The sequence below is a fragment of the Sulfuricurvum sp. genome, assembly GCF_028713855.1.
Taxonomy (GTDB): Bacteria; Campylobacterota; Campylobacteria; order Campylobacterales; family Sulfurimonadaceae; genus Sulfuricurvum.
This window is the reverse complement of record NZ_JAQTNN010000002.1, coordinates 127,337-146,221: the sequence shown is the minus strand read 5'-3', so window position 1 is coordinate 146,221 and position 18,885 is coordinate 127,337. Positions and strand designations below refer to the sequence as shown.

At 43.2% G+C, this 18,885-nt stretch carries 15 protein-coding genes and 1 tRNA gene; 1 reads left to right on the top strand and 15 read right to left on the bottom strand.

The genetic code is table 11. From position 1 onward, the window contains the following. Window positions 1-24: 24 nt before the first annotated feature. The 5 genes from PHI47_RS02760 to PHI47_RS02740 are packed head-to-tail and all read right to left on the bottom strand — an operon-like array spanning window position 25 to window position 6,222. On the bottom strand, window positions 25-1,608 hold the full coding sequence (locus PHI47_RS02760) for a GAF domain-containing protein (RefSeq protein ID WP_299933514.1): 1,584 nt from the start codon (window positions 1,606-1,608) through the stop codon (window positions 25-27). 52 nt (window positions 1,609-1,660) lie between these two features. Beyond that, entirely contained in the window at window positions 1,661-2,914 is a 1,254-nt protein-coding gene (locus tag PHI47_RS02755) for a DEAD/DEAH box helicase (protein ID WP_299933512.1), read from the bottom strand. After that, on the bottom strand, window positions 2,907-3,992 hold the full coding sequence (locus PHI47_RS02750) for a VWA-like domain-containing protein (protein ID WP_299933510.1): 1,086 nt from the start codon (window positions 3,990-3,992) through the stop codon (window positions 2,907-2,909). Before PHI47_RS02750 ends, PHI47_RS02755 begins: the two co-directional genes overlap by 8 nt. Continuing rightward, window positions 3,986-4,981, bottom strand: a complete 996-nt coding sequence (locus PHI47_RS02745) for a MoxR family ATPase (RefSeq protein WP_299933508.1) — start codon at window positions 4,979-4,981, stop codon at window positions 3,986-3,988. Before PHI47_RS02745 ends, PHI47_RS02750 begins: the two co-directional genes overlap by 7 nt. Further along, a complete protein-coding gene (locus PHI47_RS02740) occupies window positions 4,978-6,222 on the bottom strand; it encodes a hypothetical protein (RefSeq protein WP_299933507.1) in 1,245 nt (414 codons plus the stop codon). The genes PHI47_RS02745 and PHI47_RS02740 overlap by 4 nt, the downstream gene beginning before the upstream one ends. A gap of 77 nt (window positions 6,223-6,299) precedes the next feature. Here PHI47_RS02740 and PHI47_RS02735 point away from each other — a divergent pair, with 77 nt between their 5' ends. Continuing rightward, window positions 6,300-6,560, top strand: coding sequence for a hypothetical protein (locus PHI47_RS02735; RefSeq protein WP_299933505.1), 261 nt, complete (start codon window positions 6,300-6,302; stop codon window positions 6,558-6,560). Here the strand turns inward: PHI47_RS02735 and PHI47_RS02730 are convergent. From PHI47_RS02730 to purD, 10 genes are all read right to left on the bottom strand, one after another. Then, a complete protein-coding gene (locus PHI47_RS02730; protein WP_299933503.1) occupies window positions 6,557-7,297 on the bottom strand; it encodes an exonuclease domain-containing protein in 741 nt (246 codons plus the stop codon). The two genes, PHI47_RS02735 and PHI47_RS02730, sit on opposite strands and share 4 nt — an antisense overlap. Further along, window positions 7,297-7,647, bottom strand: coding sequence for a hypothetical protein (locus PHI47_RS02725; RefSeq protein ID WP_299933501.1), 351 nt, complete (start codon window positions 7,645-7,647; stop codon window positions 7,297-7,299). Before PHI47_RS02725 ends, PHI47_RS02730 begins: the two co-directional genes overlap by 1 nt. A gap of 9 nt (window positions 7,648-7,656) precedes the next feature. Then, window positions 7,657-10,485, bottom strand: a complete 2,829-nt coding sequence (locus PHI47_RS02720) for an EAL domain-containing protein (RefSeq protein WP_299933499.1) — start codon at window positions 10,483-10,485, stop codon at window positions 7,657-7,659. 125 nt (window positions 10,486-10,610) lie between these two features. Next, a tRNA-Leu gene (locus tag PHI47_RS02715) sits at window positions 10,611-10,695 on the bottom strand. 49 nt (window positions 10,696-10,744) lie between these two features. Further along, on the bottom strand, window positions 10,745-11,122 hold the full coding sequence (locus PHI47_RS02710; RefSeq protein WP_299933497.1) for a F0F1 ATP synthase subunit C: 378 nt from the start codon (window positions 11,120-11,122) through the stop codon (window positions 10,745-10,747). Window positions 11,123-11,215: 93 nt separating this feature from the next. After that, complete coding sequence (locus PHI47_RS02705) at window positions 11,216-13,393, bottom strand: polyribonucleotide nucleotidyltransferase (protein WP_299933495.1); 2,178 nt, start codon at window positions 13,391-13,393, stop codon at window positions 11,216-11,218. A gap of 15 nt (window positions 13,394-13,408) precedes the next feature. Then, window positions 13,409-14,809 (bottom strand): MlaD family protein, encoded by a 1,401-nt coding sequence (locus tag PHI47_RS02700; protein ID WP_299933493.1) that lies wholly within the window; start codon window positions 14,807-14,809, stop codon window positions 13,409-13,411. A 12-nt stretch (window positions 14,810-14,821) separates the two neighbouring features. Continuing rightward, on the bottom strand, window positions 14,822-16,957 hold the full coding sequence (locus PHI47_RS02695) for an LPS-assembly protein LptD (protein WP_299933491.1): 2,136 nt from the start codon (window positions 16,955-16,957) through the stop codon (window positions 14,822-14,824). Next, complete coding sequence (locus tag PHI47_RS02690; RefSeq protein ID WP_299933489.1) at window positions 16,950-17,399, bottom strand: RDD family protein; 450 nt, start codon at window positions 17,397-17,399, stop codon at window positions 16,950-16,952. Before PHI47_RS02690 ends, PHI47_RS02695 begins: the two co-directional genes overlap by 8 nt. Continuing rightward, a complete protein-coding gene (gene purD, locus PHI47_RS02685) occupies window positions 17,399-18,667 on the bottom strand; it encodes a phosphoribosylamine--glycine ligase (protein WP_299933487.1) in 1,269 nt (422 codons plus the stop codon). The genes PHI47_RS02690 and purD overlap by 1 nt, the downstream gene beginning before the upstream one ends. Window positions 18,668-18,885: the final 218 nt, after the last annotated feature.

The window sequence follows — 18,885 nt, the reverse complement described above, 5'->3', positions numbered from 1 at the left end:
TAAAAGTGCCTTAAAAGTGCCTTTTTACATTTCTTCGGGATTGCATTCTATTAATTCGAAAAGTTGAGTGTGCAATGCTTTCAGTTGTCGTGTTTCTTCTGATACTCTGCATTGGTTATAAACGCGGTAAAGGTCTTCAGATAATTGTCGTGCCGAATCGAGCTCTTCGCTAGAAAATGGGAGAGATGTTCCAGTTACAATCTCTTTCCAGCTTTCAAACGAAGCTCGGGGGTTAATGACAGAAATACCTTTCTCTGTATTGAACTGTTTGGTCGGTTCTCCTGCCCATTCGATCGTAGAAATTTGTTCGAATCGGATAAACATAAGATAAGCATTGTTAATATTGGAAATTTCAATTGCGATTATTCCCCCTAATGGTATTGAAAAATGGGCAACTTGAGGAAATTCAATTCCTAAGCGAGAAGTCTGAAAGCACTGGCCATTAAAATTATTTTTTATAATTCTAAGCAGATCAAATAGCTCTGATCCGGGAACTTTCGCATTGCTGGCAATAAAATCTTCCTCGTAATATACAGCCGCGATATCACACGGTAGAACTGTTTCCAAAACTGCAATTTCTTCAGTAAGTGCACTTACAAAAGTTAGATCACTTTTAGAACCAAGTGAATTGAGAAAAAGTTCCCGTTTTAAACGTAATTCAGACGATTCTTGATAACGGATAAGATGTTCTTTTTGTTCAATTTGAGATGAAAAAACGGTACTTAAAAGAGAATAGCTTTCATATAAACCGTACGGTATTTTTTTTGGACTCGGATGATGGCATACTACCAATCCCCATAATTTATTTTGAATAATCAAAGATATAGACATCGAAGAATTCACACCCATGTTTTTTAGATATTGCAGGTGAATAGGAGATACACTGCGAGAATAGCAAAAAGTCATATCAAGCGGGGTGTTGGTCAATGGGTTAATGGTCGGGATGAGAACAGCACTGCTTTCCTCAACATTTTCGATAATGCGAAACCGGTTTTTCAAATAGAGAGCACGCGCTTGTACCGGGATATCTGATGCCGGAAAATGGTGACCTAAAAAGTTTTCACTGAATGTTTTTTCTACTTGGGCCAACACAGTACCGTTGTTGTCTTCATCAAATTTATAAATCAAAACACGATCAAAATCGCTGATGTCTTGAACAGTGGAAGCGATAGAATGGAGAAGATCAATTAATGGGAGTTGTGGGTTATCGTATGAAACTGCTCTTGTGAACATCATTTCTGTGCTCATATCCAATGCACTATTTTCAACACTTATTTCAAGAATAATAAATCTTTCTTCACAATGGACAGCACAAAAAAGTTTTTTGGAATTATTGACTGCACTAAAGGCTTTAAAGTGACGTTTTTCGAAAAATCTCAAAGTAACATTATCTTTTATACGTTGCATAAAAAGATCATCAAAAAAGTTTTGAAGCGGTCTGTTGAGAATAAAATCGGGATCACAATGGATGAGATCTATACAATTATCACTTACTTGAAGAACACTGAAATCTTCATAGCTGACAACAAATACAAAACCGGACTGTTGAATTCGTGAGAGAATATGAATCGGCTCTTGATCACACGTTGTGAGTAGTTTATCAATCATCAAATTATCTTTCTTTTTCAAACCTTATGTTTTATCATACCTTGTTTTGATTCTATCTCATAATAAAAAATTGTTTCTCCGTAAATACTCTCGCTTTGGGATGGACAAAACAAAGCTTCTCCCACCCTCGATTCGGACGAATCAATGTCACACGGTGTGCCGATACGGAGCGGGAAAGCGCCACATAAAACTGTGAAGGGGCGAAAATTTCATTGGTCTCGATGACGTAATCTGCCAAGCTCATCCCCTGCGATTTATGAATTGTGATTGCAAAGGCCAATGTAATCGGAAACTGACCAAGGGTAATCAGTTTCTCTTCGCTTGCCGTACTCCCTTTTTCTACCCACCGTGTTTTAGTGGTATCGACACGCTCTACTTTGACACTCACCCCGTCCTCTTTTTTGACCCAAATCACCTCTTCTTCAATGGAGGTGATTCGTCCCCGTTCCCCGTTGTAATAGTTCCATGCGTTTCGAGTAAAGAGGATCGGGGCACCTACTTTGAGAACTAAAGTCGGTTCGATTCGGCTTTCACTCATAAATCGCTCTACTTCACGCTCCTGCATCTTTTTATCATGAATCGTGACATAGGTGGAGATGTCTATGCTCTCTCCGCCTAGATGTTCCAACTGAGAGCGGTTATGATTCTGAGCACTGATATTTTTACCGTACAGCAGTGTAATTGTCGATTTATCCTCATTCAGCGGTTTTACCAATGCGTCCAACGCCTCATGAGCCTCTTCATCGAGACGGGCATGACGTACTTTTTCGAGCAAGCTCAAAAACTCCGCTTCATGGGTTCGGTATGACCCTTCTAAATGCAGTGTCTCAAATCCGAGTCGCTCCCAGCTGGGAGATTCAAACGCAAAATAGATCGGCTCATTCCCCCGCACGACGGGTGGAAGCTGTAAAAAATCCCCAACAACAATCACTCGCCCCGTAAACTCTGATTGCAACAAACGCAAACGAATCATATCGAGTAACGCTGCCCCCACCATCGAAATCTCGTCGATGACGATGATCTGCATAGAGTGAATGAGTTTGATGATCTTTTTGGAAGGGTCGAGTTTGCCGTTACGCTCCAACTCCTCTTGGGAATTGGCAATCCCCAAATCAAAAAAACTGTGGAGAGTCTGTCCCCCGATGAGGGTCGCCGCCATCCCCGTCGAGGCGAGACGGGCAACCGATTTACCTTTTTGCACCGCATCCTCGATCAGCGCACGAGTCAGTGTCGTTTTACCCGATCCCGCACCGCCGGTGATAAAGAGGTTTGAATGTTCCAAAATTTTTAATGCGTTTTCAACCATTCTCATCCTTTAGTGGTATTACCCGTCCAAACGGCACTTCAGCCTTCAAAGGTGCAATCCATAACGTCTCATAGTGAGGCTCGTACAGCGGAAATTTACCGTCCAAATCGGTGAAATAAAGTAATATCTTCGGAGGAGTTAATTGCTTTTCGATAAACTCAAAAACAGGAATAAAATCGGTTCCCCCACCGCCTATAAGGGTATACGCTATCGATTCTCCGTTGGTAAAGCTCTGATGTGAACGTACTCGATCATCGCATACGATCACGGTGATCGTGTAAGAGCCGAAAAGCTCGGTAATCGACTCAATCTCGGCAATAAACTGCGCCAGAAGCACCTCATCCACCGACCCCGAACTGTCGATCGCAATGACGAGTTCTAAATGATGCGAGGTGGCACTGGGGAGATAGATACCGCTGTAAAGAAGCTTTTTGGAAGGGGGCATCATCGCATAATCACTGATGTAATATCCGCCGATACAATCGCGCAACTCGCTGCGCCAATCGATTTGTCCACGACCGACTATAGGGATGAGCCGCTCCAGCCCTTCGGGAAGGGTCTCCATGCTTTGCGCTTTTTCGAGTGCGCTTTGGGCTATTTGTTCATTTTGTGCGCCTTGGAGTTTTTGATCCAGACTTTCATCACTGCGGCGTGAATCGCTGTCTTTATCGTTCATATCTTCACGGGTGATCGTATCTTTTAAAAACTCATAAATCTCTTCGGCATATTGCCCTCGAAAGCGGGGATCGTAGGTGATTTTACTGGGAGGGGTGAAATCGTTATCGATCAGCATGTTATTGATCGCATGTTCACAGGCAGTATACCATAGCCAAGGAGAGCGGTTTCCGATACGGTAAGGATGAGAGAGTACGGTGTGAAGAGCGGCATTAGAGAGGGAAAATGCCACCTGATCATCGCTAAGGGTGTTGAAAAAGTCTTCTCGGTACTCGAAACGATTCCCCTGCAGAGTAAAGCTCTCGATGTTATCGTTCACTACGATTTCAAGTGCACTGCAGAGTGTTCCGAAATAGGGATGTTCCACCAAAAGCTTGGATTTAACGCGTGAAAAATCTAACATAACAGATAGGCGTAGGCATTGACCCATTCGCCATAACCACTCAAATGGTCCATACGGATCCCCTGACGCTGTAAATCTTGGACGATCATTACCGCAAACTCGCTTTGCAGATTTAGGGTATAACGCAGTAAATGATCGATTTTTATCTCATCCGGATTGCTCAAAATTCGCCCGACCAGAGTCGATGAGAGGGCATACAACGCTGAAATATCACTCGGATATTCTGCATTTTCTCCGCGTAAAATGGCATCAATATCGGGTAAAAGGTTCATCACCTTGCAAAATCCCAAGAAATCCACCGCATTAGCTTTCCCTACCGCACCCGCAATGGTATCGAGTAACAAAGGTTGGGCAAGTGTGCTTTGCAAGATCAGATGAACCGCTTCCCAGCTTCTAGGTGTCGCAAAACTCCGTTCATTGGCGGTCGGATCAAATGTAAAAAGGGCATCATTTTTAAATCCGATATACGCGACAATCCGTGCATCCACTCCCCGTTTTATCGCCCATTCCCGCCAATCTTGGACATTCACCTCCATCTCGACATGGACAAAACGATTTGAGAGCGGTGAGGGGAGGCGGTACACTACCCCGCGATCCCCCTCACGATTTCCGGCTGCAACAATCGCCCACCCATCAGGGAGAATATATTCACCAACTCTACGATCCAAAATCAGCTGATACGCCGAAGCTTGTACGGCGGGAGCGGCGGAATTCAGTTCATCGAGAAACAGTATCCCCCGACCCTCTCGCGGCAAAAACGACGGTGGTGCCCACAATGCTGTATGGGTATCTTTCTCATAAAATGGAATCCCTTTGAGATCGGTCGGATCCATCAGAGATAAACGCAAATCGATACATTCAATCCCCTCATCACGAGCAATCTGTTTAATGATAGACGATTTCCCGATCCCCGGAGGACCCCATAAAAAGGTAGGGATTTTTGCACCGATCATTGCACTCATCGTCGCGATTGTTTCCGAAGTTCTCACGATTGCCATCCTATGTTGTGGGTTTGAATATGATTTCCGAACGTCGGATTGGTTTTGACACTCCGTTCATAGCGACGATCGAGTGAAAGCTGATAGAGTATATCGATCGAAGTAGCAGGATTTGCCGCGAGTGCGCTCAAAACAGCAGGTTCATCGCTTCGGTACAGTTTTTCGAGTATTTCGTCAGTCAATGAAGGATTTGCTGCAAGTTGCGTATTATACTCTCCTAAATCATAGAGATATTGACACCATTGTAAGTTCAAAACAGCGTTAGACGCCAATGCACGATAGACCTCTTTATTTTCCATACTCATCAGCTTCTCCTGCATTGTCTCGCTAAGGGTTGGATTGGACGCGAGTTCGACAGAGTATGCTCCAAAGAAGCGATCGAACCACTCTTCATTCAACCCTATATGTGCAGCAAGAATATGCCCCTGCTTTGCTTCCAAAAGCAATGCCCCCTCGTTTGATAGACTCTCGTTTTGTGCCAAAAGAGGATGCAAATTTTCCTCTTTTAAAAGCTCTGCTTCGAGGGAAAGGGGAACGCGATGAACCAAAAGTTCGGAACGCTGCGCCATTAATGTCCGCAAGATCGGCTCAGGTGTATCGGGATGCAGAGCAATTGCATCCAAAACTCCATTTAGAGAACTGTTCTGAGGATTTTTAATCTCACGAGACAGAGGAGCAAGTTGTGCAATTGCATCGATCAGCTCACCGTTTCCATACCGCTCGATCAAATGTGCCAAACCGCTCATAGCGTACTGGACATTATGATTCCGCGCTAAATCTTCATAAAAGCGTCCGATGATAGCGGCAGTAACATCGCGATTACTGTCATTATCAAAGAATCCCTCCCCTTTCCAATCGTAGAGTTTGAGCAGTTTGAAAAAGAGTTCATCGGTGATGTAGGGGTTTTGGATAAAATCGACGAGGCGTTCCTGGTCGCGTGAAAGTTTGAGACTCATCAAGAGACGATTGGGCTCGATGGAGCTGCACAGCCATTTTTCTATCGGATCAAGTGAGACAATCGGGGCGACATCTATCGCATACAAACGCTCAGCTTCTTGCGATTCAAGCGGATTCATCATCCGACCCTCGATAATGAGTGCAATACCCTCTTCATACACTTTGCACAGGGCGATACCGTGAAGTTTTAAAAGCGTTTCAAACTCTTCACCGTTTAATGAACGGGTTTTACCCAACAGTAGTACCGATTTTCCATTAAGATCACCATAATTCATACGCGCATTATAATCCATCAGGCTAAAAAAACACAGCGGAGGTATAATGTCGTCAATAGTTTAAAAGGATTTTAACGATGAGTGAACTCTATGAAGGGGTAAGTGCCTACGATGCGGGAGATTATACAAAAGCGTATGAGATTCTTTACCCGTTAGCCGCCTACAAACGCAATGCCGAAGCCCAATTTCACATGGGAATGATCTATTTTTACGGCGAAGGGGTTGAAAAAGACATTCCCCAAGCGATGGAATGGTGGAAAAAAGCGATGAAAAACGGTCATGTCGATGCAGCGTATCGCCTCAGCGAAATCGCTACATCCACAAAAACAACCTTTTAACCTAAAACCCGCCCGATACTGTAACGCATATCCTCATCGAGGGTATCCATATTGCCGAGCATCCACGTGAGATATCCTTTGTCCACTTCGGCGATCTCGGTGAGGGTTTTTCCTTTATACTTTCCGAATTTCAAAGGTCGTGTGTAAAATACCGGTGTTTGAGTCAATTCAACCATTTTATCGATCGGATTGACCCCCTCGAACCGCTCCTGCAACCGTTTACGCAGTTCACTCAAAAAGAGTTTTAATACGAGAACGTCTCCGATTGCATCATGGGCTTTCACTTCGATTCCCAAAGCATCGGCTTCGGCCTGCTCGATTTTATACAATCCCAATCGATAGCGAAAATATTGCAATCGATGCGCTTCTTCGTCATCAAACAAATGTCGAGCGCATCGAAGCGTATCGATCAGACGCATCTGTGATGTAAACTCTTCCTTTGCCAACATCCCAAGATCAAACGGGGCATTATGGATAATAAGAACATTATCAGGAGTATTGAGCGCACATAACGCTTGAAATGCAGACGTTTCGATACACGGCGGTTTCCCCTCGACCATATCAGGGGTTATACCGTGTACCTCCATCGCTCCGTATCCGATAGGAAGCGGAGCTAAGCACAAGTCATTGTATACTTCGACGTTTTTTCCATCTAATACCATAAAACCAAGCTGAATGATCCGATCACTATCCCCGGCACCTGTCGTCTCAGTGTCGAGTAAAACGTATTTTGCCATTAATACTGATCGTCTTCTGCATCAATATCAAACTCATCATAATCGTCTTCGTCTTCATCCTCTTCATCATCGTAGAGATCATCCTCTTCTTCGTCCTCGCCTTCGCGCATGGAAGTGAGTTCCGTATAGAGCTGTTCAGCCTCTTCTTCGTCAATATCACCGCTTTGGATCTCTGCAAGAAGCTCTTTATACTCATCACGAAGAGCCTGCATGTCTTCCAATTGGGCCCGTTCTTGGGGAGTTGCATCTTTTTGCGATGCTATAGATTCGAAAATATCGTCAATATGATCCTCGACATCGGGGATCAACTCGTTTTGAATCAAATGTTTTAATTGTGCAATATAAGCCATTTTCAATCCTTATGATTTGGATATCTCATTATACTTTAAAAATTCGACAAATTTTTCTTCACTGAGTGGTCTTGCGTACAGATATCCCTGTCCTTGTTGGCATCCGTATTTTTTTAATGCATCAGCCTGAACTTCCTCTTCAATCCCCTCAGCAATCGTTTTAAGCCCTAATGCATTGGCCATTGCGATAATCGCATTCACGATCGCACTGTCTTGTTCATCATTCGGGATTCCCCGAACAAACGATTGGTCTATTTTCAATTTATCGATCGGAAAAGTTTTCAGATAGCTCAAACTCGAATACCCCGTACCAAAATCATCAATCGCTACTTCAATTCCAAGTGCCTTAAGGGCTATAAGTTTTTCACCGAATACTTTCGGATCACTCATTAAGACACTCTCTGTAATCTCTAATTCAACAAACTCCGGACTTAGCCCGCTGTCCATGATGATGCGATGAAGCGTTTCAACAACATCGGGACGCTCAAACTGTTTACCCGATACGTTAACCGATATCCTTCCCCTGAACAGTCCCTTTTCGATCAGGTGCTTGACATTCTCACATGCTTGAGCTAAGACTTGCTCACCGATGGGGATGATTAGACGATTGGACTCCGCCAGGGCTATAAACATATCTGGCCGTACGATCCCAATCGACGGGTGTTGCCATCGCACCAATGCCTCTGCACCGATCACCTTACCGCTTTTAAGGTCAATTTGCGGCTGATAGTAAACGATAAATTCCTTTTCTTCAACCGCACGATGAAGTTCTCGTTCTAAAAGCACTCTCTCAAACAATTGAACGCTCATCTCCTGAGTATAAAAATAATAACTGTTTTGTCCACTCTCTTTAGCACGACGCAAGGCAATATCAGCATTCTTTAAGAGTGTTTCTCCATCCTCTGCATCGTCAGGAAATATGGTAATCCCGATACTCGCCGTCAATTTTAAATTGCCGGATGATGTATCTATCGGATCTTTAAAAAGATTCATAACCTGCTTCAGTGTTCGCTCACACTCATTAATTTCCTGAATCTCTTCAAGTATAATAACAAACTCATCGCCCCCTATACGTGCAATAGTATCTTCATGACGGATCAATGTTCTCATCTCCAAAGCTATTCGTTTGATAACAAAATCCCCTATATTGTAGCCATACGATTCATTAATATCTTTAAAGTTATCAATATCCACATACAACACGGCTAGCTTTGTTTTCTCACGTTTTGCCCGATGCATGGAGTGCTCTAAACGTGCCCCCAAAAGTAATCGGTTCGGCAGATTGGTCAAAACGTCGTAATGCGTTATTCGTTCAATTTCACGCTCCGATTCTCGGATTTTGGTGATATCCTCTCCTGAGGAAAACATCCCTGTAATTACACCGTTACGATCTTTTAACACCGCATTGTGCCATGCAATCACCCGGATGTCTCCGTCTTTAGTATGCACCTTATTTTCGTAATATTCGACTATTTCACGCCTTCCAGAAATAATATCCTCAAATAAAACTTTAGCCATCTCCCTATCTTCACTGTAAGTGAAGGTTTCAAACCAATCCTTTCCTATTGCCTCATCTTGGCTAATTCCTAAGATTTGACATCCTTTAGGATTAATCAAATCAACTTTTCCCTCTTGATTCAGTGCTAAAAACATAACTGATGCGACATCCAGATAAAGACTGCTTTTTTCCTGTTCCAGCTCAATCGTATATTCCAACGTCTTACGCAATTCTTCACTCAAACGGATCAATTCGCTGATATCATTTAAAAAAAGCTTCATAATAGGTTGATTATTCACCTCTGCTTCGATCAATGTCACTTCATACATACGACCCTGAATCTCAACCTTTTCTTTATCCACACCACCCTGTGTCCGTAATATATGTAAAAAGTGTTTCCAAATCTCGTCCGGAAACATTTTAGAAACAGGATCATCAATTTTCACCTGAAACGTCATCATCGCTTCGGCATTCAGCCATTTGATAATCTGTTGTTCTCCCAGATCAATGATTTCACAAAATGCCAATCCTAATAAATTATACGTAGCTTTGGTATCCCGAAGCTTTGATTCGAGTTTCACTTCTAATGCGGTGTTATAATTGAGGACCAGATCTTTTTCAGTTAAGAGATACAATTCATTTTCTCTACTTTGCACCATTAAATGATGGATCCCTCTCTCTTTCATAATATCGATTGCATAATGAATTTTTTCATTCATTTCAACGGAAATGATTGGAGCATGCATATAACGTAAGATACTTTCACTGCTTGAAATATTCTTATACGCTAATTCCAATATATCCTGTTCCGTTACTATCCCGATGGGGCCGGTTTGATCCGTAACAATAAGAACATCCCGACTTTCGTGTTGAAGAAGAGTAATTGCATCATAGACGCTGGCATCCTTCTGAATAATGACCGCACGATTGCGACGGTTCAAACATTGGAACACTTCATGAGCCGTATGAACTTTGGTTTCATAATACGAAAGGATATCGCTTTGAATAAGGGTGGAAATATATTTTTTTTGTTCGTCGATTAATACAAGTCTTCGTATTTCATAATCAATCATCAATTCTATCGCCATTTCAACAGGACGATCCGAATGTATCGATATTACAGGATAACTGGAATATTCTATTGCTTTTCTTTTTCCATCAATGCCATTGCGATAAAGTTCAATAATATTTTTGAGCGTCAATATCCCGACAGCTGTATTATTTTCAACCAATATGACATGGCTGATTCCCTCTTTGCCCATTTGGTTAATGGCATCATACAATGTCGCATCAGAAGGAATAGAATCATTTTTATACGCGACTAGATCAGTGAGTAACATTGTGTCTTTTCCTAAACTAAATTAGGATGATTATACACCAATAAAATAATGATTAATACGAGAAGAGTACTTGGATTGAAGTGAGATTTTAATGATTTAAGTTTGAAAGAAGAAAAGAGTATAGATGGTGCGGACGGGGGGATTTGAACCCCCACACACGTAATGCGCTACCACCTCAAGGTAGTGTGTCTACCGTTCCACCACGTCCGCGTAAAGAATAAAAAGCGATCAGCCGAAGCTGACCGGAAGAGGTCGAAACTTACGCAGCCAAATATGGGTTAGCGTAAAGAGCGATAAGAGCGATAACAAGTGTATAAATAACTTGTGCTTCGATCATAGCAAGAGCGATGAACATAGTTGTCATCAATTTTCCGCCAAGACCTGGGTTACGTGCAGTACCAGCGATAGTTGCAGCAGCAGTGCTACCCATACCGATAGCTCCACCAAGAGCAGCCAAACCAAGACCAACACCGGCAGCGATCATAGAATACGCTTTCAATGTTTGGTTAGCAACGTCTGCAGTAGCAGCAGCTACAGCAGGTGCAGCGTCAACAGCAGTTTCAACAACCGCTGCCGCTTCGTCAGCACCGAATACAGAAGCTACAAGAGCGAGTAAAAGAAAAAATACTTTTTTCATGAGTAATCTCCGAGAATAATATCAAAGTCTGTTCGGATAGTGTCCCTACTTATCACTTTGTGGGTGGAAGTATAGTGAGGATGAGCTAAAAAATTACTTAGCTCGCCCTAATCCGATCTTATTTCCTTTGAATTCAACGATCTCAACCATCAATTCATCCCCTTCGCTCACTACATCGCTCACGCGGCTGATATGACCGTCCGATAGTTTTGAAATATGAATCAATCCGTCCACTCCGCCTGGGAGTTCGATAAAGGCTCCGAAATCAACGATTTTTTTCACTTTTCCTTTTACGATATCGCCTACTTTGTATTCCACTTTTTCGACTGCAGTAGAACCACTCACGATCCCTTCGATATGATCACGTGCCCCTTTAAGTCCTTCACGGTTTTTACCAGTCAGTTTTACGGAGCCTTTTTTCTTATCGATATCGATCGTTACATCAAAACGCTCAATGATTTCTCGGATCGTTTTACCCGCTTGTCCGATGATATCACCGATGAAACTCGGATCGATGTGGAAAAGATCGCTGCTTGGCAATGTCCCTTCGTTAAGTTCGATTTTGTCTTCACTGCTGAGCATGATATCAATGATGTGTGCGCGTGCTTCTTTCGCCTGATAAAGAGCTTCTTTAAGGACGTCGAGGCGGATACCGCCGAGTTTGATATCCATCTGCATTGCAGTGATACCCTCTTTCGAACCTGCTACTTTGAAATCCAAATCGCCGTCATGATCTTCCAACCCCATAATATCAGTCAAAATTGCGTGACGATCCCCTTCGGAAACCATCCCCATCGCCACACCGGCAATCGGATTAGCCATCTCTATATCTCCGGCACGTAGAGCCATGTAACCACCACATACGGTAGCCATTGATGATGAACCGTTCGATTCCAAAATTTCAGAAACCAGACGAATCGTTTGTCCATTACGAACACATGAGCCCTCTAACGCCCGTTTAGCCAAGTTTCCGTGCCCCAGTTCGCGGCGACGCGGTGCTCCGATCGGGGAAGGTTCACCGACACTGAATCCCGGAAAGTTATAATGAACCATAAATGCTTCGTTTTGCGTTCCGCTGTCGGTAAGGTTTTCAAACATTTGGGCATCTTTAGCACCGCCCAGAGTCAAAATGACCAAAGCCTGCGTTTGTCCACGGGTAAAGAGAGCAGAAGCATGTGCACTTGGCAATACGTTCGTTTCGATACGAATCGGACGTACTTCTTTTAGTCCACGTCCGTCTGCACGTACTTTTTCATCCAAAATTTGTGCTCGCACCATGGAACGTTTTACCGCTTCAATCGCTTTTTTGAGTTCATGTTCGTTCCACTCCGGCTTTTCTTTTAAAATCGTTTTACGGATCGTACGAAGTGCCGTGCTACGCTCGGTTTTGGCCATTTGATTGATGCCTCGTTTTAAATCATCCGTGTGATTTGTACGTACATAATCAATCATCTCTGTATTGGTCTCACTGATGACATACTGAAGTTCAAACGGTTCGCTTGCAAACGGTTTAAATGCCTTCTCATAAGCAGTATTAGCTTCAAAAAGAGCTTCTTGTGCCTGAGACAAAACATCAATCAATTCATCTTCAGCCAACGCATTGCTCGTACGAACCGGGATAGCCGTAGAACTCATAACCGGATCAACCATCGGCTCAATCATACCAAGATCGATAATTTCTACCTCATCCGTTCCGAGAGTCTGCATTTCGATCATCAGCATATCGTCTTTGCTTCCGGCCAAATACAAATCAAGTGTACTGTTTTCTAGCTGGCTGCGTGTCGGATTAAAAATGATCTCTCCGTCGATTTTACCCACACGAACAGCACTTACCGAGTTAAAGATATCAACATCGGAAATATACAATGCGGCTGATGCGGCATTCAGTGCCAATACCTGTAAATCGGCTTCGGCATCAGCACTGAGTACCATTACGGTAATTTGAATCGGGTTCGCAAATCCTTTTGGAAAGAGCGGTCGAAGAGAGCGATCCACAATACGTGATGTAAGGGTTTCAAAATCACTCGGTTTCGTTTCACGTTTGATAAACCCGCCCGGAAATTTTCCGGCAGCATAGCTTTTTTCGATGTATTGTACGGTAAGCGGCAAAAAGTCTTCGTCTACAAAATCAGTTTCATCAATAACAACCGTTGCCAAAATAACCGTATTGCCGCATTTAAGCCATGCAGCCCCGTTTGCTTGCGCTGCTACTTGTGAGAATGCGTATGCCTCTTGTTTGTTACGTAAATCCAGTTCTACATTGTATTTCATTATTTCTCCATTTTTTTATCGTTTCATTGAAGAGGCACCACCGATAACGTATTTCAAATCGTTATCGATAAATCGGAGACCAAGACCCAAATAGACATTTTGTGATCCGGGGTTAAGGAAATCATCCCATCCCCCGTACATTTCGAGATGTTTAAGCATTTGATAACGCGCTTGTGCTTTTAGGTGCGCACGTGTTGCACGGCTATCATTAACCGCATTGAAATCAAATGCTTCGGCGCTAAATTTCAAACGGTCATGATTGGTAAAGTAATCCACACCGACACCGCCGGTCGATTCAATCGCTCCAAATCGAAGCAATGTATTGTCGAAACGTTTCCCGTATTGGAGCGAATAAAGGGTATCACTTTTTTCATGTTTTACCGGGAGCTGATTCGCTCTGGAATAATCATCCTTACTGATCAAATCAAACATATAATACGTTTCAGGATTAGGGAGGTAATTGACTCCCAAATAAATCTTACTGTACTGATCACGCACCATATAATCCGTATGCATGGCCACTTGCAATTCACTGGTAGTCAACGTACCCAAAATAGCATCGACTTTATTGAAGGCTTCTTCTCCCCCTTTGAAAAAGGCTCCGGCTGATGCGATTGTATCTTTTAGAGAAGCTCGGTTCTCGGTCAAGATCGTACTGACATTGTCTTCGATCAGCGTAAATTTATCAACCGCTTCAGGAAGCTTGTGTTCCAATGAACCGCTAATATTATCCATGCGTGTTGAAAGTGAATTAATGCGTGCCATAATCTCAGGTAAATCTTTATTCACTGTATTGGCCGTTGTCGCAAATCCGGCACTCATTGCTCTAAAATTAGCAATTGCTTCATGCAGATCAGCGCGATTATCGACAATAACACCATCGAGATTTGTCCCTACGTTACGGAAGGCAATAATGGCGTCTTGAATCGCTTTACGATGTTCGTCATCCAAAGTTCCTCTCAAATCATGCAAAAGTAATTCTAACTCTTTTGCGGCATTATTTACCGAATCACTGGTTTGATCAAACGATGCGTAGCGCTTGCTTTGGGCAAGTGTCCCCTCAGCACTAAGTGTTTTTGCAGAATCACCCACAACAATGTTGATCACTTTGGTACCGAGTAACGATTCTTGAGTAACGATAACCGATGAATCATCCGGAATTTTAACCCCTTCATCGATCATCAGGGCTAATTTCACCCGCTTGCCTTCAATCGTTATTTTATCGACATCCCCAACCGTAACCCCGTTCATTAGGACATGGGTATGTTTCTCTATGCCGGAAGCATCATCAATATAAGCTTGAATGATATAGCCATTACTGCCCCATTTACCCAGTGATGTTACCTGCGTTGAAAGGATCAACAACGCACCCAAAACCATAACGACAAAGAGACCGATTTTCGCTTCCAGTTTCATGTACTACCTTCTTTAGTTGGTCAGTTTGTAATTAAATTCAGACCCACCGATGGGTTTGAGAATAATTGTAATAAAAATATACGAATCATCAACCGAATCATTCCCGTTTGCATTGGTCAAGATCGGACGTCGATTTTGAACGTATCGAATACCGAAATCCAGACATCGTTGCGTATGTAAAAATCCAATTTCACTCCGTTTGAGCAAATCTTCATGATAGTCATACGCTACGAGGCCGAAAATTCGGTAATTGCGATTGTACTGATATGCCGCATCAGCCGTCCAGTAACTGGCATATGCAGGAATATTGTTGCGTATTTCATCTGCATAATAATGACTCACACCTGCTGTTACGATTCCGTCATTATAGCGAAGTGTGTTTTGTTCTTTCGTGATACGATTACGATCATGATTATAAGCAGTTTGGTTGTAATACGAAACGGCACTGCTGATCTCCCATTCCAACTCATTTTGTAATTCACCGTAATAGCTCCCCTGATCGTCGTAACGAAGATTTTGGGAAAGCCGATCCACAAGAAGCTGATTATTCCCCTCGAATACATAGTTACTTAATCCAAACGAGAGAGTATCACTGGGCTCATTCAGAGTGTAATAGTCACACACCGGATTCGTACTTCCCACAACACATTCGCCGTTTGTATGATAGGTATCGTAATACCCGTTATAGTATCGATTTCCGGCAGCGGTATAGCTGACAAAAGGAGAAATAACATGGGTCATGGAATCATACGGGTGTATCAATGTCGAAGAAAGAGAAACGGTATGGTCGAGTGAAGCATACAGCCCGTGGTTATACAAACTTCCTGTTTCGGTTGGAAGCGCATTGCCATAAAAACCAATCACTTTGGAAGAGGCTGTAGCCGTATAACTGAGATCGAGATATTCATCAAACAGTGCTGTCTGGAATGTCATCGGAACGGTGAAATCACCCTGCAGTGCGCGCTTTCCTTCGGCTCTGTAAAAATCAGTTGCCGTTGCATCGGCACTAATAATAAGGTGATCCCCGAATAAACTTTCCAAATAACGATGATAATGGAGACTTGGAAGTGTTTGGATCGTTTGCGCATTGCTGGCTTGATCCAAATACTGATAATGTTTAACATAGGCACCGAAATAGTTGTCTTCACTGCTGTAATAGGCGTTAATTCTCGACATCACCTGATTATCAGTGATATTTTGAGTCTCATCGCTGTGTTGAAGATTCAGATAATCGACATCGTTCATCCATGAACCGTCAACATACAAGCCCGATTCACCCTCTAACTTTGCATCAAACCATTCTCTTAAAGGGGCACTGTGTCGGTAGTTGAGGGCATAACCATAATGTTTCTGATTTGCTAGGTCATTTGCAGAGGCATAATCACCTTGCTCTTTAAAATATCCTGCTTCAATGGAGCCCTGGGAAGATGGGGTATCCACAAAACGAATGTCAGTGTATACCCCTTCTCCTCGATTGGTACGAATCTGAGGACGCAATTCTGCATCCCACCAGTTTTGCGGCGCAAAATAGATCGGCTGTTCGTAATAAAATCCTTCTGTATTCGATAATCCAAATGTTGGAATCAATAATCCGCTTCGTCGTGTATGATCGGTAGGGTATCCAAAATAAGGGAGATAAAAGACCGGAAGATCATTCACGACCAATCGGGCATTGTAGAGATTAATCCACATATTATCGGTATCATAATCGGCACTACTAAAACGTATTTTCCATAAAGGATCACGTGAATCACATCCGGACACCGCACCGCTGGCTAAATCAATTTCATTTTTACACGTTTGCGCTTCTTCGGTATTGAGCCATAAACCGGAATTTTGATCAAACATATAATAAGGTTTCGAATAGCGTGTATCATCGGCAAGATTGACCCGTGAATAATCACTGATAGCATAAAACTGCTTTGCCTTGAATACGTTAACCGATCCTTTGGCCTCTATAATACTGGCATTGCGATCATACGTGAATTCATCGGCACTAAGTATCTGATCTTGGTATAAAGCAACCGGATTACCGCTAACGGTAACGATAGATCCATTGGCATCGACCGTTGTTCCATAGAGTTCTACCCGTTCATTACCCAATAAAATAGTCGATGCAATCAGACTGATCCAGCAAATATTACGCATTAATCACCAATGTACGCGCGGTTCGATCATGCCAGCTGCGTCGATAGGGGTCCAACATCGCCCAGATAAATCCAAAGTAGAAAAGGATTTCGCTGACAACCCGAAAAACACTTCGATTAAATGAACTGAGAAAACTTGGGTGGGAGAGGGTAGAGAGTTCAATGACACGAATTTTCATAATGATCTTACCGATAGTGCCGCCGTACTGCATCGTAAAAAAGGTTTGGTAAATAATTTTAATGCTCATATATTCCAGGAGAAAGCTGTTGCTAACCGAAATCATCGATTCAAGCGTTTGCGCTTTTGATATCGTATCCCATAAAATGATCATCAATAACACCGATAGGAGGACTTCGTCAATCCCGAATGCCGCAGCACGTTGACGAATCGAAGCAAGTTCGAGATGCTCACGCTGGATCAGCGTATCGATTTGTTCATCCATTATCGCAAAGCTTGATACGCAATATCGGTACGAAGTTTTTTACCGGCAAAATGAACTTGTCCGCAGAGCATATAGGCACGATCACGTGCTTGTTTAATACTATCCCCGACACCGACACAGACTAGAACACGTCCACCCGTAGCATAGAGTTTTCCATCTTCTTCAGCCACTCCGGCATAGGCGATATGGGTGTTTTGTGCAATCTCTTCGTGATGAACATCATCTACGATAATCTCGGCGGGTTCAGAGTTGTCATACGGATAGTTGCGGCTTGCCATCACCACGCCGACAGCATATTTATCATGAAATTCAACATTTAAAGTATCGAGCTGCTTGGTTGCAGCTTTGTAAAAAAGTTCACTCGCCGGTGTTTTAAGAAGCGGCATCAGAATTTCGCATTCAGGGTCACCAAAACGGACATTGAACTCCAACGTAATCGGCTCGCCGTTAACAATCATCAACCCGATAAAGAGAACCCCCTCAAACGGTGCCCCCTCTTCCTGCATCCCTTTAAGCGTTGGGCGGACGATTCGATCTTTTACTTTTTCGTAAATCACATCATCGACCAACGGGGTCGGTGCATAAGCCCCCATTCCGCCGGTATTGGGACCTTCATCATTATCTAGAAGACGTTTATGATCTTGCGCTGCAGGGAGAAGGATAAAATCTTTTCCATCGCAAAGGGCAAACATAGACAGCTCATATCCGTCAAGAAACTCTTCAACAACAACACGCTTGCCGGCATCGCCGAATGACTTTCCGCTAAGCATTTCTGAAACGGCCACTTTAGCCTCTTCATGGCTCATCGCGATAATCACACCCTTGCCGGCGCACAAACCATCCGCTTTGACAACGATCGGAGCGGTTAACGACTCAATAAACTTGAACGCATCCCCGATATGATCAGTCTCGATATAGCGAGCAGTCGGGATGTTGTATTTGGCTAAAAAGTTTTTCATATAGACTTTTGAGCCTTCGAGCTGTGCAGCGGCTTTGGATGGCCCGAAAATGACCAACCCTTTGGCTTTAAACACATCGACAACACCGTCACTAAGGGGTCCCTCAGGACCTACAATCGTCAAATCGATAGCATTATGCAGTGCAAACTGCGCCAGTTCTTCATAATCTTTGATCTCAACATTGGTTCCCAGTATCGACGTTGCGCCATTACCCGGAGCAAAATAAAGTGAAGTGACTTCAGCGTCTTGTTTTAATACTCTTCCGATTGAAAATTCACGCCCGCCGCTACCGATTACCATTACTCGCATAGATCACCTTGAGAAAAAATTTAATTATCTTATCTGAAATACGTTAACGTCTCTCAAATAAGGTAAAAGCCCGGGCGGGCGTTTCGCAGTAGCTTTGGTTCTTCAAAGCTGTAATTGCGCCACATCGAGCGTCTCTTCCGGCGGCAATCTCTCACGCGTTTGCGCTCAAACAAGACCCCCGACACACCGAAACGTCTACAGATGTGACTAGTTGTATA

Coding starts and splice junctions, on each gene's coding strand:
- PHI47_RS02740 (WP_299933507.1), bottom strand. CDS start 6,222: ATGAATTATGGTGATCTTAATGGAAAATCGGTACTACTGTTGGGTAAA.
- PHI47_RS02730 (WP_299933503.1), bottom strand. CDS start 7,297: ATGGCAAAATACGTTTTACTCGACACTGAGACGACAGGTGCCGGGGAT.
- PHI47_RS02760 (WP_299933514.1), bottom strand. CDS start 1,608: ATGATTGATAAACTACTCACAACGTGTGATCAAGAGCCGATTCATATT.
- PHI47_RS02690 (WP_299933489.1), bottom strand. CDS start 17,399: ATGGATGAACAAATCGATACGCTGATCCAGCGTGAGCATCTCGAACTT.
- PHI47_RS02725 (WP_299933501.1), bottom strand. CDS start 7,647: ATGGCTTATATTGCACAATTAAAACATTTGATTCAAAACGAGTTGATC.
- PHI47_RS02710 (WP_299933497.1), bottom strand. CDS start 11,122: ATGAAAAAAGTATTTTTTCTTTTACTCGCTCTTGTAGCTTCTGTATTC.
- PHI47_RS02705 (WP_299933495.1), bottom strand. CDS start 13,393: ATGAAATACAATGTAGAACTGGATTTACGTAACAAACAAGAGGCATAC.
- PHI47_RS02735 (WP_299933505.1), top strand. CDS start 6,300: ATGAGTGAACTCTATGAAGGGGTAAGTGCCTACGATGCGGGAGATTAT.
- PHI47_RS02700 (WP_299933493.1), bottom strand. CDS start 14,809: ATGAAACTGGAAGCGAAAATCGGTCTCTTTGTCGTTATGGTTTTGGGT.
- PHI47_RS02695 (WP_299933491.1), bottom strand. CDS start 16,957: ATGCGTAATATTTGCTGGATCAGTCTGATTGCATCGACTATTTTATTG.
- PHI47_RS02750 (WP_299933510.1), bottom strand. CDS start 3,992: ATGTTAGATTTTTCACGCGTTAAATCCAAGCTTTTGGTGGAACATCCC.
- PHI47_RS02720 (WP_299933499.1), bottom strand. CDS start 10,485: ATGTTACTCACTGATCTAGTCGCGTATAAAAATGATTCTATTCCTTCT.
- PHI47_RS02755 (WP_299933512.1), bottom strand. CDS start 2,914: ATGGTTGAAAACGCATTAAAAATTTTGGAACATTCAAACCTCTTTATC.
- purD (WP_299933487.1), bottom strand. CDS start 18,667: ATGCGAGTAATGGTAATCGGTAGCGGCGGGCGTGAATTTTCAATCGGA.